The organism is Iodobacter fluviatilis (genome assembly GCF_900451195.1).
Lineage (GTDB): Bacteria > Pseudomonadota > Gammaproteobacteria > Burkholderiales > Chitinibacteraceae > Iodobacter > Iodobacter fluviatilis.
In genome coordinates this window covers 541,326-557,887 of sequence record NZ_UGHR01000001.1, presented here as the reverse complement: position 1 = coordinate 557,887, position 16,562 = coordinate 541,326, and the positions used below count along the sequence as shown (strand labels likewise).

The following is a 16,562-nucleotide window of genomic DNA, read 5'->3' as shown; positions in this document are numbered from 1 at the left end:
CAGGTGCAGGGTTATGTTGCCCCGCCGGGGCAACAAGCATCGCTTGTTTACTTCACCGCGCCATCCAGGCCACCAATAAAGTAACGCTGGGTAAAGGCAAAGAAAATCAATACAGGGATAACCGTCATTACGATCGCCGCCATCACCATGCTGTAGGAAGTGGCAAACGGGCCGGTCAGGTCATTAAACACACCAACTGCCAGCGGTAATTTGTCTTTGGATGAGATCACAATCGAAGGCCAGAGGTAATCATTCCAAGCATTCACCAGTGAGAAAATCGCCAGCGATGCAATGGAAGGGCCGGAAACCGGCACCATCACACGCCATAAGATTTGCATCTCTGTAGCGCCATCTACCCGTGCGGCATCAACCAGATCTTGAGGCACGGCTTCAAAAGCCTGCTTCATCAGAAAGATACCAAAGGCGGTAGACAGATTAGGAATAATCGCGCCCAGCTGAGTATCTAACAGACCCATATGCTTCAGGGTAATAAAGTTAGGAATAATCGCGACTTCGGTCGGCATCATCATCGTGGCCAGAATCGACACAAAAATGAAGTTACGCCCAGGAAAGCGCAAACGGGCCAGCGGATAACCCGCCAGGATGGATAACACCACCACGCCTACAATCGTTTGCAAGGTCATCCAAGTGGAGTTTTTCATGTAAGTCATAAACGGCATTTCATCAAATACACGCTTAAACCACATCAGGCTGACATCGGTAGGCCAGAATGAGCGGGGGAAAAGCCAGGTATTAGAAGGATCAGCCGACAGCGCCACCGACAAAGCCCAGATAAAAGGGAATGTAGTGAAGATACCAAAACCGATCAGGCCGGCGTACTGGCCAGTCATTGCCAGCACGGTTCGCAGTTGTTTACCCATTGCCATGATTTCTTATTCCTCGAATTATTTCTTTTCGCCGAAAAAGCGAAACTGAATGGCCGCAAGAATCATGCAGAAGAAGGTGACAACCAGCCCCGCCGCAGCGGCACGGCCAAAGTTGTAATTGCGGAACGCCTGATCGTATACATAGAACAGGGCCGTGTAGGTATCCGCCTGACCTTTAGTCAGCACCACGACTTCCTGGAGAATCTTCATCGCTGCAATGGTAGACATCAGGCTGCAAAGCAAGATGGTTGGCTTTACCATCGGCACAGTGATTTTCCAGAAGCGCTGGAATGCATTTGCACCATCCAGAATCGCGGCTTCTTCTACTTCCTTAGGGATGGCTTGCAGGCCGGCAAGGTAGAGCACCATAAACCAGCCGATACCACGCCAGAAGGTAAACAACATCACGCCAAATAAGGCAATTGCAGGGTTACCCAGCCAATCAACCTGCCCTTCGGAGCCTTGTGGGATCAGATGCAGAGCTTGCAGAAACCAGGTGAGAATACCGTCGTATTTATATACGTTAACCCAAACCACACCGGCAATTGAAATGGCGGTAATGACAGGAATATAAAATGCCGCACGGAAGAATGTCATTCCGGGCAATTTGTTATTCACTAATTTGGCCAGCAATAAAGCGCAAATCTGAATAACCGGCACAATCAGCAGAAAAATTAAGGAGTTTTTCAGCGCATTGTGAAATAACTCTTCTTTATAAATATATTTAAAGTGCTCGAAATTATTCCAAGTGGCGGCACCGTCTGCGATGCTGTAATCGTTAAACGCTAAATATGCGTTATACCCTACCGGCCAAAAGGTAAATATACCCATCAGAATAAGGGCCGGCGCCAAAAATAAATAGGCAATGCCTGTATAGCTGCTGGAGTTTTTCACGGCGCTACTCGACTGTAATTATAATAATTCGGGGAGAAAACGGAATTACCCAAGGGGGTAATTCCGTTCATTAACACACAGAACAGCTAATTATTTTTTACTTCTTTAGCTTTTCGTTCCATGCAGCAGCCGCTGTATTCAATGCATCTTTCACAGATTTACGGCCTTCAACTGCAGCTTGAATTTCTTCCTGCAGTTTTTTAGTCATCACAACTTCATCTGGCAATGTTCCAGGAGCCAGTGTCAGTGTACGTGCGTTGTCCATTGATTTAGCTGCAACGGCACGTGCACGATCCACTACGTCTGCGCTCTTAGCACCAGACTGGAAGTATGGATCCAAGTTTGCTTTCTTAGTAGAAGGCATAGTGGATTCAGTGGCTTTAGAGAAAGCCAGCTGTTGTTCGTCGTTAGTCAGGAACATACCCAGTTTAGCCGCAGCAGCTGGATCTTTTGTGCCCTTAGGAATAACGAAGTCCATCATCCATGAACCCAGGTTCAGCTTACCGGCATCCAGTGGGAATGGCGCAACTTCAGTTTTGTCGTAGATGGCTTTAGCGTCTGTTTCAGTACGCTTCAGGCCTTGAGCAGCCGTGGTCATCATGGCAATCTTGCCGCTGTTATAGGCAGCGATTTCTTGCTCAAATGCCATTTTGAATACATCTTTAGGCATTACGCCGGCTTTGTACAAATCAGCAAAGGTCTGAACAAAAGCAATGTGCTTAGGCGAGTTAAATACGGCTTTGCCATCTGTTACAACTGGCAGGCCAGCGTAATAGAAGAAGCCAATCATATCGCTCATTTTAGGAGCGAAAGCGGCCTGGCCGGTTTTTGCTTTAATTTGCTTGCCCATGGCCACAAATTCAGCAAAAGACTTAGGCGCAGCTTTAATACCGGCTTTAGCAAAAATGTCTTTGTTGTAAGCAATGATTTGTGTGGAGTTGTACCAAGGGAAGGCAAACATCTGGCCTTTCACTTGTACATCTTTCACTGCATTGGTGGAGTAAGCTGCTTTAGCTGCACCCAGATATTGATCAACAGGCAAGATGAGGCCTTGCGCTGCAAACTCGTGTACCCAAGGCACATTGAAGTTAACCAGTGCAGGAGGATTGCCGGCAGCAATCGAAGCAGTCAGCTTAGGCTGAATCTGATCCCAGTTCATGTCTACCCATTTAGCTTTAAAGCCTGGGTTAGCTTCATTGAACTTCACAGTCGTTTGTTCAAAATAAGAATTAAACTTTGGAGCAAGATTCATTGTCCAAAATTCTAATTCTGTATCTGCAGCTTGTGCATTAACACCCGCAAATAATGCGGCGCCAACGATCAGCATTTTTTTGAGCTTCATCTTGTCTTTCCTCTTGGGTTTTTCGACAAATATTATATGGATTTAAATCCACACTTTTATATTACCGCATTTAATTAATTGCTATTCCAATTAATCCTGCGGTTTTTTTATTCTTCCGGGTAATTTTAGCAACAAATTACCCGGAAGAATTTGATTCAAAACAGAATCAAATCAGATCATTATTTTTTTACAGTTGCAAACTTTTCATTCCAGAATGCAGCCGCTTCATCCAATGCGGCTTTAACTGGTTTACGGCCAGTAATTGCCTCTTGAATTGCTTCATTTAATTTTTTATTCATTGACACATCATCAGGCAAGCCAGTCACAGTCAAAGTACGTGAAGCTTTAATATGTGTTGCCGCAACAGCAGTGCCTTTTTCTACCGGATCAGCAGATTTTGCACCCGCTTGGAAGTAAGCATCATCCAGCGATTTATTGGTAGATGGGAATGTAGAAGACGCTTTAGCAAATACCAGCTGTGCATCATCGCTGGTCAGATATTTACCCAGCTTAACCGCTGCATCAACGTTTTTAGCGCCTGTAGGTACTGACCACATAAACAGGAAACCACCCAATGGGGTTTTGCCACCCGCAATTGGGAAGCCTGCTACGCCTGTGCCATCATAAACTTTAGGTGAATCGGTTTTAGTCCGTTTGATCGCATGTGCACCATCGGTGAACATGGCCAGTTTTTGCGCGCCATAAGCCGCAATACGGTCTTCAAATTGCATTTTGAAAACATCTTTCGGGAAAGCACCCGCAGCATAAGCAGCTTTGAATTGCTCAATATATTTCACATGAGCCGGGCTGTTAAATACAGCTTTATTATTTTTTACAACATCCAGACCTTCATACAAAAACCAGCCAGAAGTATCTTCATCAAGTTTTGGTGCAAAACCACTTACACCCGTTTTTAATTTAATCTGAGTTGCTACTTTCAATAAATCGCCAAATGTTTTTGGCTCTTCTTTAATGCCTGCTTTTGCAAACAGATCTTTGTTATAAAACAGCACGCCGGTAACCTGATACCAAGGCATACCGTAAATTTGTTTATCGCCCACATACGTTGCATCTTGGAGTGCACCGGTGGTGTAAACATTTTTAAAGCCAGCAACTTGCTTAGTAATAGGCTGAATCATTTTTGACTGAGCAAACTGATCCATCCATGGCTTAGGCAAATTCACAAGGCCAGGTACATTGCCGCTGGCTACAGCAGTAATGACTTTTTGCTGGAAAGCATCCCAGCCCACATCAACCCACACTGCTTCTACATCGTTTTGCGATGCATTGAACTTAGTGGTGAGCTCTTTCATGGTTGCGTCGTATTTTGGCGAAAGGCTGTTAGACCAATACTCGACTTTTACTTTTTCTGCTGCTAATGCACTCATGGTGCTGGCTGAAAAAACCGCTGCGGATACGGCTAAAATGAATTTCAATTTCATTACTGCATCTCCAAAGTAAAACGTTTGTACTGGCAAGACTGGCGCGGCAACCATAATAAAAATTTACGATATGCGTCAATCAATTTAAAAAACCGGAAAAAGTGGCTCTAAGCGCGCTTTACCCTCTTGTCATCAGGCGTTTCCCCAGCTAATCCTGCCTGCTGTCGGTTTAACGCCTTCGGCCAAAGTGGTATCAAGCTGGCGAATAGTAAACTGATTAAAAGTGGCTTGAAATAAGACTTTTCATCGATTAACCATTAAAAAAACACTCAAAACTGGACTTAGTGTTTTTACTTACGCGGACTCAGATTACAACAAATTAACGAGATGGTGAATAGCCAGTACAAAGGAGAAGTGGCATAAGGAGCAGACAAGCGGGGAGGCGGGTAAATGGCCCACAAAAACAAAATGTAGGCAACAACGAATATGATTGATTGGAAACTACAAATTTAATACTTCACAAAATAAATATAAGTTTATACAACAAACACTTACTTATTAAGCTCCACTACAAAATCGTAGTAATCATTGCGAAAATAGGAGTGAGTTAACTCAATTGCAGTACCGTTCTCCAGATAACCGATACGCGTTAAATGCAGCATAGCGTCCCCCGGTGCTACATCAACTAATTCTGAAATAGCCTGAGTTGCATTGATTGCTGCAATGTTTTGTATCGCACGTACAACAGACAAACGTGCTCCGCGCATATAAGCATATAAGGAATCACCCACTAAATTGGGGTCAGGCACAAAAGTAAAAGGCAGCGTGGTTTCTTCCAATGCCATCACCACATCATTGGCCATTCGCACCCGCTGCAAGCGGCTTACACGGCTACTGGATGAAAGATTAAGCTTGAGCTGCTCTTCGGCATTAGCCAGCGCGACTTCACGTTTTATCCAGCGCGAGCCCGGCGTAAAGCCGCGCTGAATCAGCATCTCGGATAAATTGGTCAGCTTATTTAATGGCTGCTCTAATTTGGGGGTGATATAGGTGCCTGCACCATGCCGCCGGATAATCAGGCCATCGGCCAGTAAAATATCCAGCGCTTTTCTGGCTGTCACCCGAGAAACACCGAGGATTTCACATAAATTGCGCTCTGATGGCAATGGTTCATCGGCCAGCCAGAAGCCCGCATGAATCGCCGCTGCCAGCTTGTGGCCCAGTTGTAAATAAAGAGGCGTTGCACTATCTGCATCAGGCCGGAGAACCAAAAGTTTTTGTTGCGGCAGCATGATCGCCTCTTTAAGTAAAATTAAGCTAAAGCTTGGTAAATCAGAATTAAAGCACCTGCACAGGAATCTTTCTGTGGGCGCAGCGTACTGGCAAGGAAATCAGCCGGAATATAAGGCCGCAGCGCCTCAGATAAGCCGCCACCGCAAATAGCCAATGGCAAATCGGCATGGTGTGCGCGCAAAGCCAGACCAATCTGCTCAATTTCCTGACCTGCCTCTTGCAAGAAAGCGCGAGCATACTCATCACTGGCGCCAAACTCCATCACAACAGGTGATAATGAAGCACATTCGCCCTGCTTCATCTGCCCCATCCAGTTAAAAATCTCAGCTTTCGTCTGACCGGTAATTGAGAGTAATTTACGACCAAACTCAGTAACAGGGCGACGCCCGTCAATGATGCGCTGCACATGATTAATTGCTTTTAAGCCCAAAAATGCGCCGCTGCCTTCGTCTGAAGTTGGAAAACCCCAGCCGCCCACTTCAAGCCGCTGACCATCTGGCAACCATGCCTCACCAATCGAGCCTGTTCCAATGGCAATAATCCCGCCATGCTGGCCATTGGTTGCACCGAGCAAAGTAGAGAAGCCATCCGTCTCAACGACAATTTTGGCAAAGCCCGGGTTCTTTTGCTTAAATTCTTCCGCCCATGCCGGATTGTGTACGCCCGACATCCCTAAGCCTACAGCACATTGTGCAAAATCCGGCTCATCAATCCCCAAGGCGGCAAAGCCTGCCTTAATGGCTTGACTAATATTGAGCCAGGCTTTATCAATGCCCTGCCCTAATGCCGATGCACCGCCATCGCTGCGCACTTTTTCGATACCATCCGGGCCTGCGATACAAATACGTGTGCCCGTGCCGCCGCCATCCACGCCGATTAAATATTGAATCTTGCTCATTTTGGGTCTCTTCATCTTGTTGTGGTTTTATTTTAATACCAATTAAAACAATAGGTAATACCAATTCAACACCGTACAAACCGTGAAAATCGCTTATTTTTTGCGAAAAAGAGCATAGAAACAGCAGATGTACCGTACCAATCTAGCCAGACAGATAAACCATGTCAATGGGATGGTTCGGACATTCTGCAGTAAGTTATAAAAAAACCACTTGTTTAACGGGCTTTTGCGCCATGAACGCTTTGCCATAGCCCATGCACGCAGCTTAAAGAACGGAAGTTTTTTCTTCTGCCCAAAAAAATGCCCGCTTGATGCGGGCATTCGTTTTATTTTTTTACATGTAAACCACATTCTTTATTAGCAGGATCTTCCCACCACCAGCGGCCTGCTCTGACATCTTCGCCCATAGAAATCGCACGCGTACAGGGCTCACAGCCAATGGATGGGTAATGCTGATCGTGCAAAGCGTTATATGGCACATTGTTCGCTTTGATATACGCCCAGACTTCTTTTTCTGTCCACTCAATTAGCGGGTTAAATTTCTCTAAGCCATTACCGCTGTCATATTCCTGATTACCCAAATCAGTACGTGTTGGCGATTGCTCACGGCGCAAGCCCGTGACCCATGCTTTTTTCCCGGCCAATGCCCGCTTTAACGGCTCCAGCTTACGAATCTGGCAACAGGATTTACGCAGCTCAACGGATTCATAAAAAGCGTTAATACCGTACTGATTCACAAAATCTTCAGTGGCCGCTGTTTGCGGAAAAAACACGCGAATAGGATGGCTGGCGTATTGCTCTGCCGTTTTTTGCATCAAGGCATAGGTTTGCGCCGGAAGACGCCCCGTATCAAGACTGAAGACCTCGATGCCCACCCCAGATTTGGCGATTAAATCAGTGATCACCATATCCTCTGCGCCAAATGAATTGGCAAACACGGCCGGGCTGTATTCAGCAGCAATTTTATGCAAAAGTGCAATCGTATCGGCCAGTTTTTCTTCGAAACTCATTTTCAAACCTCCATTTTACGGCACTTAAAAAACCAGTTTACTGCCAATGACGGCCAGCATCACCGCCAAGCAAGGGCGAAGCACCGCTTCAGGCACCCGGCCTGTCAGATGGCTGCCAAAATAAATACCCGGCAACGAGCCCATTAATAGAAAAGAAAGTAAGTGCCAGTCAATATGTCCCAAACCCGCATGGCCCAAGCCCGCCACCAGCGTGAGTGGCACGGCATGTGCAATTTCAGTGCCCACAAGGCGCGAAGTAGGAATCAACGGGTAGAGTAAAAATAAAGCGACAGTCCCCAGCGCACCGGCGCCGATAGACGATAAAGTCACGATTGCGCCGAGTACCACACCTACCAGCAAGGTCATTCCATTGAGCTTGGCAGGTGGTAAATGAAACCAAGATTTAGCATGCTTTTGCCCCCATTGCAGCAAAAGCGGCTTAAAAATAATGGCAATTGCAGTCAGTAAGAGCGCAACACCCAGCGCTTGCTTAATCAAAGCGTTGATGACTTTCATATCTGTATGCAGAAACTTTAGCAAAAGCAAAGTGGCCACAGCAGCTGGCACGCTGCCTGCTGCTAGCCAGCCAGTAATCTTCCAATCGATATTTTTCTTTTTATGATGCACAAAAATACCGCTGCCCTTGGTAATGGCCGCATAAAGTAAATCTGTACCTACTGCTGTAGCCGGGCTGATTCCAAACCAGAGTAAAATTGGCGTCATCAGCGAGCCACCGCCCACGCCTGTCATGCCGACAATAAACCCCACCAGCAAGCCAGCGACAATATATCCGTATTCCATGGTGTCGCCTGAAAACTAAATAGTTCGCAAGCATAGCAACTCGTTTTATAATTCTATAGACGAATATGTTAAGATTTTATACGAATGGGTTATGTAGGCATGATTTTGTTTTTTGTATGCGCCATCTGCGTAGCACAAAGCATTGTTATGCTCGGGCGATGTTATTTTTGTGAAAGGATTTGCCATGAAGTTGCAACAGCTACGCTATCTGGTGGAAGTGGCCAAACAAGGCTTAAATGTTTCGGAAGCAGCCGAGAAACTCCACACCTCTCAACCTGGCATATCCAAACAGATTCGCCTTTTAGAAGACGAGCTGGGCGTACAAATTTTTATTCGCAATGGTAAACGCGTCGTAGACGTGACTGCACCCGGTAAAGAAATCCTGCGTATTTCTGAGCGGATGCTGATGCAGGCGCAAAACTTAAAACGTATCGGTGAAGACTTTATTAATGTGGAAGGCGGCAGCCTGACCATTGCCACCACGCACACCCAGGCTCGCTACGCCCTGCCCGCCACCATCCATAATTTTATGCTGCGCTACCCCAAGGTGCGCCTGTCGATCAAACAAGGCAGCCCCACACAGATCAGTGAAATGGTTGTAGAAGGCGCTGCCGATATCGCCATCGCCACCGAAGGGATTGATCATTATTCCGAGCTGGCCATGCTCGATTGCTATCACTGGAACCGCAGCATTGTCGTGCCTGTTGGCCACCCGCTAACCCAACTCGATCACAAAATCACGCTGGAAGACGTAGCTGCTTGGCCTTTGATAACTTACGATTTTGCCTTTGCAGGCCGTAATAAAATCAACCAAGCCTTTGAGTCGCGCGGCCTCACCCCCAATGTGGTGCTTACCGCCATCGATTCAGACGTCATTAAAACCTATGTAGGTCTTGAGCTGGGCATCGGTATTTTAGCCACGATGGCGTTTGAAGCAGATCGAGACCTGCAGCTGGTTGCCATTGACGCATCGCACCTTTTTGATGATTCCACGACCCGTATCGGGATTCGTAAAGATGCTTATCTACGTGGCTATGCCTACGACTTTATCGAGCTATTCGCCCCGCACCTTAGCCGTAAAGTCGTACAAGCGGCCCTGATGTGTGATACCGAAGAGTAATAAGCGAGGGCGGGCAAACCCCGCCCTCTATCTTGCATGCTTAATAAACTTCGCCCTCTTTCGCCAGCCCATCGCTTCCTCTCATGCAGCCATTTAGCTCCCCCGAAAAATACGCCCTATTAAGTTCGCTCTCTGATCTGGAATCAGGTTCAGTACGGCAATGGTTTTTTTTGGAGCTGGCCGCAACAGAAACCAAAGGGCCACGCACGAAACGCGCCCGATGCTGGATGGTTTTGCTGGCAAGACTGGGGCCTGCACTGCTTGCCCCTAGCCTCATCCAGCGAGGCTTACACGGCGCAGCGCTTTACCTGCCCGCCAGCCAGCATCGCTTTCAATTAATCAGGCAAAGCCTGAATGACGCTCTACTACTGGGAGTCAGCCTTATCACCCTGCTGGCAGGCTTTAACCGGCTTACCGCATCGATGCAGTTTTCCCTGTGGCTGCTGGCCATTACAGGTGCAGCATGGCAAATATGGCGAACCCGTATTACGCAGCCTACAGAACCAGAAAACACCCTGCCCGGGGCGGAGGCCAGCCTTGGCCTTTACGGTATTTTAATCGCCAAAGAGCTGGAGCCAGCACTTGCACTAAGCCTGATTAAAGGCTTACGCCAGGATATAAATACTCACCTAGCCGCATTACAAAACCAGCTACCAGAGCTGGCACCTTCCTCAACAAGTCGATATGCAAAGGCCTTTAAAGCCAGCAGCTGGCTACTTTCCCTTATCCCATCTACTTGGCTACTCGGCATACTCCCCGCCGCTTGGGGTTGGATTGTTTGCTGCCTACTGCTGATCGGCTTGTCCTACCTGATCAACCGCCACTGGCAAACCCCCGCCCTGCTCGCACTCAGCGGCCTTTGTGTTTATGCGCTAGCCAAACTGGCACATTGGTTGTAGCCAGTTAATCCACAACTTTCTACATTTCACTTGCATTACATCTGCATTCGGCGTTTAATTTCTCTCAATACAGAAATAAAGGAAACAAGATGAAGCTCAGCCCAACTATGGAGAAATACATCGTTCACTGGGGCGAGATGGGGACGAAATGGGGAGTGAACCGCACGGTAGCCCAACTTCATGCCCTGCTATTTCTGGTTAATAAGCCACTGAATGCAGAAGAGATTGGTGAAACACTCGGCGTAGCCAGATCCAATGTCAGCAACAGCTTGAAAGAATTGCAAAGCTGGGGACTAATTAAAATACAGCAGGAAATGGGCGATCGGCGTGATCATTTTGTTGCCCTGCAGGATGTTTGGGAAATCTTCCGTGTCATCACCGAAGAGCGCAAAAAACGCGAGCTGGACCCTACACTTACTGTGCTGCGCCAATGCGCTATTGAAGCCGAAACCGACACCGAAATTGAAGCCGCCACCCGGGTCAAAATGGATCAGGTGCTGGAATTTTTAGAAGTGCTGCTGCATGGCTACGACGACTTTAAAAACCTGCCACCCAGCGTATTACTCAAGCTATTAAAAATGGGCGGGAAAATTGGCCAGCTGGCCGCGATGTTTGGTAAAGATGAAGAGAAGTGATGAGTAGGCAGCACCCCTGCAGTTAGCCGGAACACTTGCCCTCCCTACAAAGCAACATATCACTAAGAAATAAGGAACAGCACCATGCCACGCTACGAATTATTTTATGATCACGCCTGCCCGATGTGCCGTTTTGAAATGCTCAGGCTTAAACAACGCGATAGCAAGCAGTGCTTTACCCTGATTGATATCAGCGCAGCTGACTTTGATGCCAGCACAGCGGCAGCCAGCTTGCCAGAGATGCAAACTTTATTGCATATCCGTCGAGACGACGGGCAGATTTTAGTCGGCATTGATGCCATTGCCGCAATCTATGAGGCCATAGGCCGCGATTGGTGGACAGGGCCTTTAAAATGGCAGGCAACACGCGGGATATCAGCCTGGATTTACTCACGCATCGCCCGCCATCGCTACCGTATCAGTGTATGGCTGGGTTTTACTGCAAGGTGCGATAGCAAATCTTGCCGGATTTAAACGTTTGCCCATAAATTTCTCTTTATACAGAAATAAAGGAAATAAAATGTCTGCCATCAGCTACTTTCTTGCCATTCTTGCACTCAGCCTACTCAGCAGCGCACTGTTAATCAGCTGGCAACAACGCGCCCTTGGGCCACTACTAGAAGCGAGCTGCCCTGGCAGTGGCGCACATTACTGGCGTCACACACTAGGGTCTGTTGACGTTTCATTCACGGCTGCGTTGGCTGCAGTTTTGGGGCTGAACAAGGCAAAAGACGCGACATGGTACGAGTACCATGAGCGTCTTTTAACGCCGTACAGCCCCAAAAATGTAGCCAACCCGAAGGGCTGAGTCGGAAAACGGCCATCCACTGCGTTATGCTCCTCGGTAATAACTCGTTATTGCCTTCGTCGCATGCCTTGTGGCTAGCCATTTTCCGACTCAGCGCAATTGTGAATGAACCGTCAACAGACCCTAGCTGCGCTGCAATTGCTCATCCCCATGCTATTGGTGCTTTGCTTTGCCAGCCAGCAGAGCGGCGATCTGGTCAATGAATTGCGGATGGCGATTGTGTGGCATTTACTCGGGCATCTACTGGCCATCTTGGCGATTGCCAGAATGGTCTGGAAGCGCCTAGTGCCACAGCAAGCGGTGCCGGAGCTTGAATCATGAACATCTTATTACTCGGCAACGGCCTGATTGGTAGCCATTTAAGAGATGCCCTGCTCATGCGGGGCCATCAAGTGCGCTTACTCAGCCGCCATGCTCTGGCTCATCCTGAATGCCAAGTGATACAGGGCGATTTTGCGGCGCTGCAAAACGCGGCTGACTGGCTGCCGCACCTGGCTGGCATCGATACCGTGATCAACACGGTGGGGATTTTTGCTGAATCGGGCGGGCAATCATTCACGGCTTTGCATCATGCAGCACCACAGGCGCTCTTTGCTGCCTGTGAGATCAGCAGGGTTACAAAAGTGATTCATCTCTCTGCGCTGGGTGCAGCAATTGATGCGCCAACGGCCTACTGGCGCAGCAAGGGGCTGGGGGATGAGGCCTTGATGCAATCAAAACTAAATTGGACCATCGTTCGCCCCTCGCTGATTTATGCACCAGATGGCGTAAGCAGCCGTGCTTTTTGCACCCTAGCCAGCCTACCCCTGCTGCCCGATTTACAAGGTGTGGGTAAAGTGCAGCCGGTGCATTTACATGATGTTTTAACGCTACTCGTTCTACTTACCGAGCAGCCCGTGGCAAAGCAAGCAATCATCAATGCCCTTGGCCCACAAGCGATGCCGCTCACCAGCTGGTGGCAGCAGCTCAGACAAGGCATGGGTTTGGGCCGTGCGATCACCCTGCCTATTGCTGCATGCTTACAAAACTTAGCGGCAAAATCGACTCTGCTGCCGCTATTTCAGCCCGATAGCTTGGCCATGCTGCGGGCTGGTAATTACAGCGATACCGCTCCTTTTGCTGCAATCTTAGGCCGCGCTCCGCAGGCTGCCGCGCCAGTCAATGGCATGGCAAGGGATGCCTTACTCGGCTGGCTGCTGCCACTGCTTAAATTATCCATGGCGCTGGTTTGGCTGTGCACAGCCGCCGTATGCCTCTGGGCCTGGCCTCGGGCAGATAGCTACCAACTATTGGCTGACGTTGGCATTCCCAGTGCATGGCAGCCACTGCTTTTTTACGGCTCGGTAGCGATGGATAGCGTGTTTGGGCTGCTGTGCTTACTGGATTTACTGGGCGTGCCAACACGCAGCTGGCGGCTGCAATGGCCGTTGGTTTTGGCTTACAGCATCATCATCGCCATCAAGCTACCGCAGTTTTTATGGCATCCCTTTGGCCCGCTGCTTAAAAACATACCCATCATGGCGCTGCTGCTGATGCTGGATCTACTTTCACCAAACAAGACAAAACCCAAATTTTGAACCACAGAAGACACAGAGAACAGTTTCACAGAGAAAACCAAGGGCTTAAATCGAAATCAGCAACACTTAATCCGCATCTTCAGCCTTCTCTGCAAATAAAAACTCGGTTTATCAAAACATCTTAATAGGCAAAGCAAAATGGATTACTACCTGACTTTCAAGCTGCTACATATTTTGTCCGCCACGCTGATGTTTGGCACGGGCCTTGGCACGGCGTTTTATATGTTTGTGACGAATCGCAGCGGCAATGTGCAAGCCATTGCCGTGGTATCCCGCTGGGTAGTACGGGCGGATTACTTATTTACCACGCCTGCTGTGATTTTCCAGCCCATCTCAGGATTACTGATGGCGCACTGGCTGGGCTATCCACTGACAGCCAACTGGCTGTGGATTTCGATGTCGCTATATGCATTGACGGGCGCTTGCTGGCTGCCGGTGGTATGGATTCAAATCAAAATGCGCGATATGGCGCAAATCGCCGCCAAAGAAAATACCGAGCTGCCCGCCCAATACTGGCGCTATGAACGAATCTGGACAGCGCTTGGCTTCCCCGCCTTTATCAGCCTGATCGTGGTGTATTGGCTCATGGTAAATAAACCTTTTTGATCGCAACCTGAAGGAGCAAATCATGCAAATCATTCTGTATTTATTGCTACTGCAAGGACTGATGGGCGCTTTTGACACAATTTACCATCACGAGCTGACGGTTGCCCTGCCCGGCAAAAAAGCAGCTCAGCGCGAGCTGCGCCTACACGCTATACGCTCCAGCCTGTACGCGCTGGTATTTGCTGGCCTGGCTTGGTTTGAGTGGCACGGCCTGTGGCTATGGGGATTAGCCTCGCTGATTTTGATCGAAATTGTACTCACGCTTTGCGATTTTGTAGAAGAAGACAAAAGCCGCCTACTGCCCGCCACCGAGCGCGTTACCCACACCATTTTAGCCATGAACGGCGGCGTGCTTTTTGGGCATTGGGCCATCAGCGTAGCCCCAATTTGGGCCAGCCAGAGCACCAGCTTACAGCTCGTTCATTACGGCCTGCTCAGCTGGGTATTAAGCCTGTTTGCACTCGGCGTGGGTTTGTCGGGGATTCGGGATGGATTCGCCAGCTTTAAACTGTATAAAGAGGCCAAAATCATGAGCAGTAATCCCTTTCTCAGCCTGTCGCAGCAACGTATTTTAATCACCGGCGGCACCGGCTTTATTGGCGCAGCACTTTGCGAGCAACTACTTGATGCTGGGCATAGCCTCTGCCTGCTTAGCCGCAATCCACAGGCCACCACTATCCAGTTTCAAAGCAAAGTACGCGCTTTTGCCCTCTGGGAGGATCTTTCTGCTAAAGAAGAATTTGATGCCATCATCAATTTAGCCGGCAGCCCGGTGGCTGGTCCGCGCTGGAGCGATGCGCGAAAAAAAGCATTACTGGCCAGCCGGATAGGCACAACAGAAGCCTTGCTTGGCTGGCTGGCAAAGGCCAATCACAAGCCCAAGGTATTAATTAATGGCTCGGCGATTGGCTATTACGGCTGCCGTGGCGATGAGCCACTGGACGAAAACGCAGGCACGCAAAACGAATTTATGTCGCAGCTTTGCAGTGAATGGGAAGCCGCAGCATGCAAAGCTGAAGCCTTTGGCTTGCGCGTAGTTCGGCTACGCCTTGGCCTTGTTTTTGGCCCCGGTGGTGCCCTGCCCAAGCTGCTACTGCCCTTTTATCTAGGCCTTGGCGGGCGTATGGGCGACGGGCTGCAAGTTGTAAGCTGGATACACAGAGACGATGTGTTAGCCGTGATTGCACAGGCCATTTGCAATCCGCAATTGAGCGGCGCTTACAACCTCAGCGCCCCCGAAGCGGTAAGCCAGGCGCAATTTGCTAAAACAGCCGCAGGCCTCTTACGCCGCCCCCACTTTTTTACCACCCCAGCCTGGCTGATCAACACACTCGCCGGAGAAATGGGTGCACTGTTTACCAAAGGCCAGCGGGTGACTCCTAAACGCTTACTCGATGCGGGCTATCGCTTTAAATACCCCGATCTACAAAGCGCATTGCAAGCCCAGATCAAGGGCTGCCACTGATGCCACTCCTATATCAGCAGATGCTAGGCAAAGACTTTGGCTTGCTTAGTCCGCTGCTACAAACCCTGCACGGGGCTGAGCAGCGGCCTTGGCTGGGGCAGGCCAATGTAAAGTGGGGCAAGCCCATATTTATCCGCATCCTACTTTACCTTGCAATGCGCTTAGGTATTTTGCCAGCCGAAGGGCAGAATGTGCGCTGCCAAGTTAAAATCCAGCAAGATGCAAAAGGTGAAATCTGGCAACGCCGCTTTGCACAAAATCCCATGCAATCCCGCCAAAGCTGGCGTAATGGCGGGCTTTGGGAGCAAATGGGCCCGCTGGCGCTGCAATTGCATAGCCATGTTAGCGAGGGCCAGCTCTTACAAAGCAGCCAAACAGCCCGCTGCTTCGGCCTGCCTCTACCCTTGCAAGTTAAAGCCAGAGAATGGGCCATCGATGAAGTCATGCATTTTGACGTTGAAATTGGCTTTAAAAAAGGCGGCATGATTTTGCATTACACAGGAGAGTTAAGGCAGGTGGCTGAGTGTTAATAGTTGAAACATAATTGAGTGGATACCTACGCTTTTATAGGGCGTGCAAGTCGTTTTTCTTGCGCACCGTTTTTACCGTGATGCGGTATTGCCACTAAACAAAAAAGACCTTATTAGTGCCTACGGCACGTTAATTTTGGAGCGGGAATCCCCCGCGAAGTCTGTGATTTCTGCTTCGCCAGAAATCTTAGTACGCAAAGAAGGCGACCCCACGAAGCACGAAACCCCTCGCTGCGGACAATCAAGGCGGCGGCTGCGGGACTCGCTTCGCTCAAACAGGATCAAAGAAACCCCGCCCCGCTTGTTCCTCGCTTCGGCGTGCTTCAAGGGGAAAATTTAAGCCCCGTGCAAAGAGCGCATTTATTGCACTCCTCGCTGTTTGCTAATAAAAAAACCTTAATTTCGGTTTTAAACA

At 48.9% G+C, this 16,562-nt stretch carries 18 protein-coding genes; 10 read left to right on the top strand and 8 right to left on the bottom strand.

Features of this window, described 5'->3' with window-relative positions; translation table 11 throughout:
- Positions 1 to 47: 47 nt before the first annotated feature.
- The 8 genes from DYD62_RS02555 to DYD62_RS02520 form a co-directional block, all read right to left on the bottom strand.
- The gene (locus tag DYD62_RS02555) at positions 48 to 887 is read right to left on the bottom strand and encodes a carbohydrate ABC transporter permease (protein WP_233702860.1); all 840 of its coding nucleotides are present in this window, start codon (positions 885 to 887) and stop codon (positions 48 to 50) included.
- Between the two features lie 18 nt (positions 888 to 905).
- Entirely contained in the window at positions 906 to 1,781 is an 876-nt protein-coding gene (locus DYD62_RS02550) for a carbohydrate ABC transporter permease (RefSeq protein WP_233702129.1), read from the bottom strand.
- Between the two features lie 97 nt (positions 1,782 to 1,878).
- The gene (locus tag DYD62_RS02545; RefSeq protein WP_115225927.1) at positions 1,879 to 3,123 is read right to left on the bottom strand and encodes an ABC transporter substrate-binding protein; all 1,245 of its coding nucleotides are present in this window, start codon (positions 3,121 to 3,123) and stop codon (positions 1,879 to 1,881) included.
- A 179-nt stretch (positions 3,124 to 3,302) separates the two neighbouring features.
- A complete protein-coding gene (locus tag DYD62_RS02540; protein ID WP_115225926.1) occupies positions 3,303 to 4,565 on the bottom strand; it encodes an ABC transporter substrate-binding protein in 1,263 nt (420 codons plus the stop codon).
- Between the two features lie 491 nt (positions 4,566 to 5,056).
- Positions 5,057 to 5,797, bottom strand: coding sequence for a GntR family transcriptional regulator (locus DYD62_RS02535; RefSeq protein ID WP_115225925.1), 741 nt, complete (start codon positions 5,795 to 5,797; stop codon positions 5,057 to 5,059).
- A 20-nt stretch (positions 5,798 to 5,817) separates the two neighbouring features.
- A complete protein-coding gene (locus DYD62_RS02530) occupies positions 5,818 to 6,696 on the bottom strand; it encodes a glucosamine kinase nucleotide-binding domain-containing protein (protein WP_115225924.1) in 879 nt (292 codons plus the stop codon).
- 326 nt (positions 6,697 to 7,022) lie between these two features.
- Positions 7,023 to 7,706: a phosphoadenylyl-sulfate reductase gene (locus DYD62_RS02525; protein ID WP_115225923.1), complete on the bottom strand. Its 684-nt coding sequence runs from the start codon at positions 7,704 to 7,706 to the stop codon at positions 7,023 to 7,025.
- Between the two features lie 24 nt (positions 7,707 to 7,730).
- Positions 7,731 to 8,507, bottom strand: a complete 777-nt coding sequence (locus DYD62_RS02520) for a sulfite exporter TauE/SafE family protein (protein ID WP_115225922.1) — start codon at positions 8,505 to 8,507, stop codon at positions 7,731 to 7,733.
- A gap of 184 nt (positions 8,508 to 8,691) precedes the next feature.
- Here DYD62_RS02520 and cysB point away from each other — a divergent pair, with 184 nt between their 5' ends.
- The 10 genes from cysB (at position 8,692) to DYD62_RS02470 (ending at position 16,147) form a co-directional block, all read left to right on the top strand.
- On the top strand, positions 8,692 to 9,627 hold the full coding sequence (gene cysB, locus DYD62_RS02515) for an HTH-type transcriptional regulator CysB (protein ID WP_115225921.1): 936 nt from the start codon (positions 8,692 to 8,694) through the stop codon (positions 9,625 to 9,627).
- An 83-nt stretch (positions 9,628 to 9,710) separates the two neighbouring features.
- Positions 9,711 to 10,526, top strand: a complete 816-nt coding sequence (locus DYD62_RS02510) for a hypothetical protein (RefSeq protein ID WP_115225920.1) — start codon at positions 9,711 to 9,713, stop codon at positions 10,524 to 10,526.
- Positions 10,527 to 10,615: 89 nt separating this feature from the next.
- A complete protein-coding gene (locus tag DYD62_RS02505; protein WP_115225919.1) occupies positions 10,616 to 11,161 on the top strand; it encodes a GbsR/MarR family transcriptional regulator in 546 nt (181 codons plus the stop codon).
- Positions 11,162 to 11,245: 84 nt separating this feature from the next.
- Positions 11,246 to 11,635, top strand: coding sequence for a thiol-disulfide oxidoreductase DCC family protein (locus DYD62_RS02500; protein ID WP_115225918.1), 390 nt, complete (start codon positions 11,246 to 11,248; stop codon positions 11,633 to 11,635).
- 46 nt (positions 11,636 to 11,681) lie between these two features.
- Positions 11,682 to 11,969, top strand: a complete 288-nt coding sequence (locus DYD62_RS02495) for a hypothetical protein (protein WP_115225917.1) — start codon at positions 11,682 to 11,684, stop codon at positions 11,967 to 11,969.
- 105 nt (positions 11,970 to 12,074) lie between these two features.
- Positions 12,075 to 12,290 carry a hypothetical protein gene (locus DYD62_RS02490; protein WP_115225916.1) on the top strand — a complete coding sequence of 72 codons (216 nt, stop codon included), beginning with the start codon at positions 12,075 to 12,077 and terminating at the stop codon, positions 12,288 to 12,290.
- Positions 12,287 to 13,546, top strand: coding sequence for an SDR family oxidoreductase (locus tag DYD62_RS02485; RefSeq protein ID WP_115225915.1), 1,260 nt, complete (start codon positions 12,287 to 12,289; stop codon positions 13,544 to 13,546). The genes DYD62_RS02490 and DYD62_RS02485 overlap by 4 nt, the downstream gene beginning before the upstream one ends.
- Positions 13,547 to 13,684: 138 nt before the next feature.
- The gene (locus DYD62_RS02480; RefSeq protein ID WP_115225914.1) at positions 13,685 to 14,152 is read left to right on the top strand and encodes a DUF2269 family protein; all 468 of its coding nucleotides are present in this window, start codon (positions 13,685 to 13,687) and stop codon (positions 14,150 to 14,152) included.
- Positions 14,153 to 14,174: 22 nt separating this feature from the next.
- Positions 14,175 to 15,617 carry a TIGR01777 family oxidoreductase gene (locus tag DYD62_RS02475; protein ID WP_115225913.1) on the top strand — a complete coding sequence of 481 codons (1,443 nt, stop codon included), beginning with the start codon at positions 14,175 to 14,177 and terminating at the stop codon, positions 15,615 to 15,617.
- Positions 15,617 to 16,147 carry a DUF4166 domain-containing protein gene (locus tag DYD62_RS02470; protein WP_115225912.1) on the top strand — a complete coding sequence of 177 codons (531 nt, stop codon included), beginning with the start codon at positions 15,617 to 15,619 and terminating at the stop codon, positions 16,145 to 16,147. The genes DYD62_RS02475 and DYD62_RS02470 overlap by 1 nt, the downstream gene beginning before the upstream one ends.
- The last annotated feature ends 415 nt before the right edge of the window (positions 16,148 to 16,562 follow it).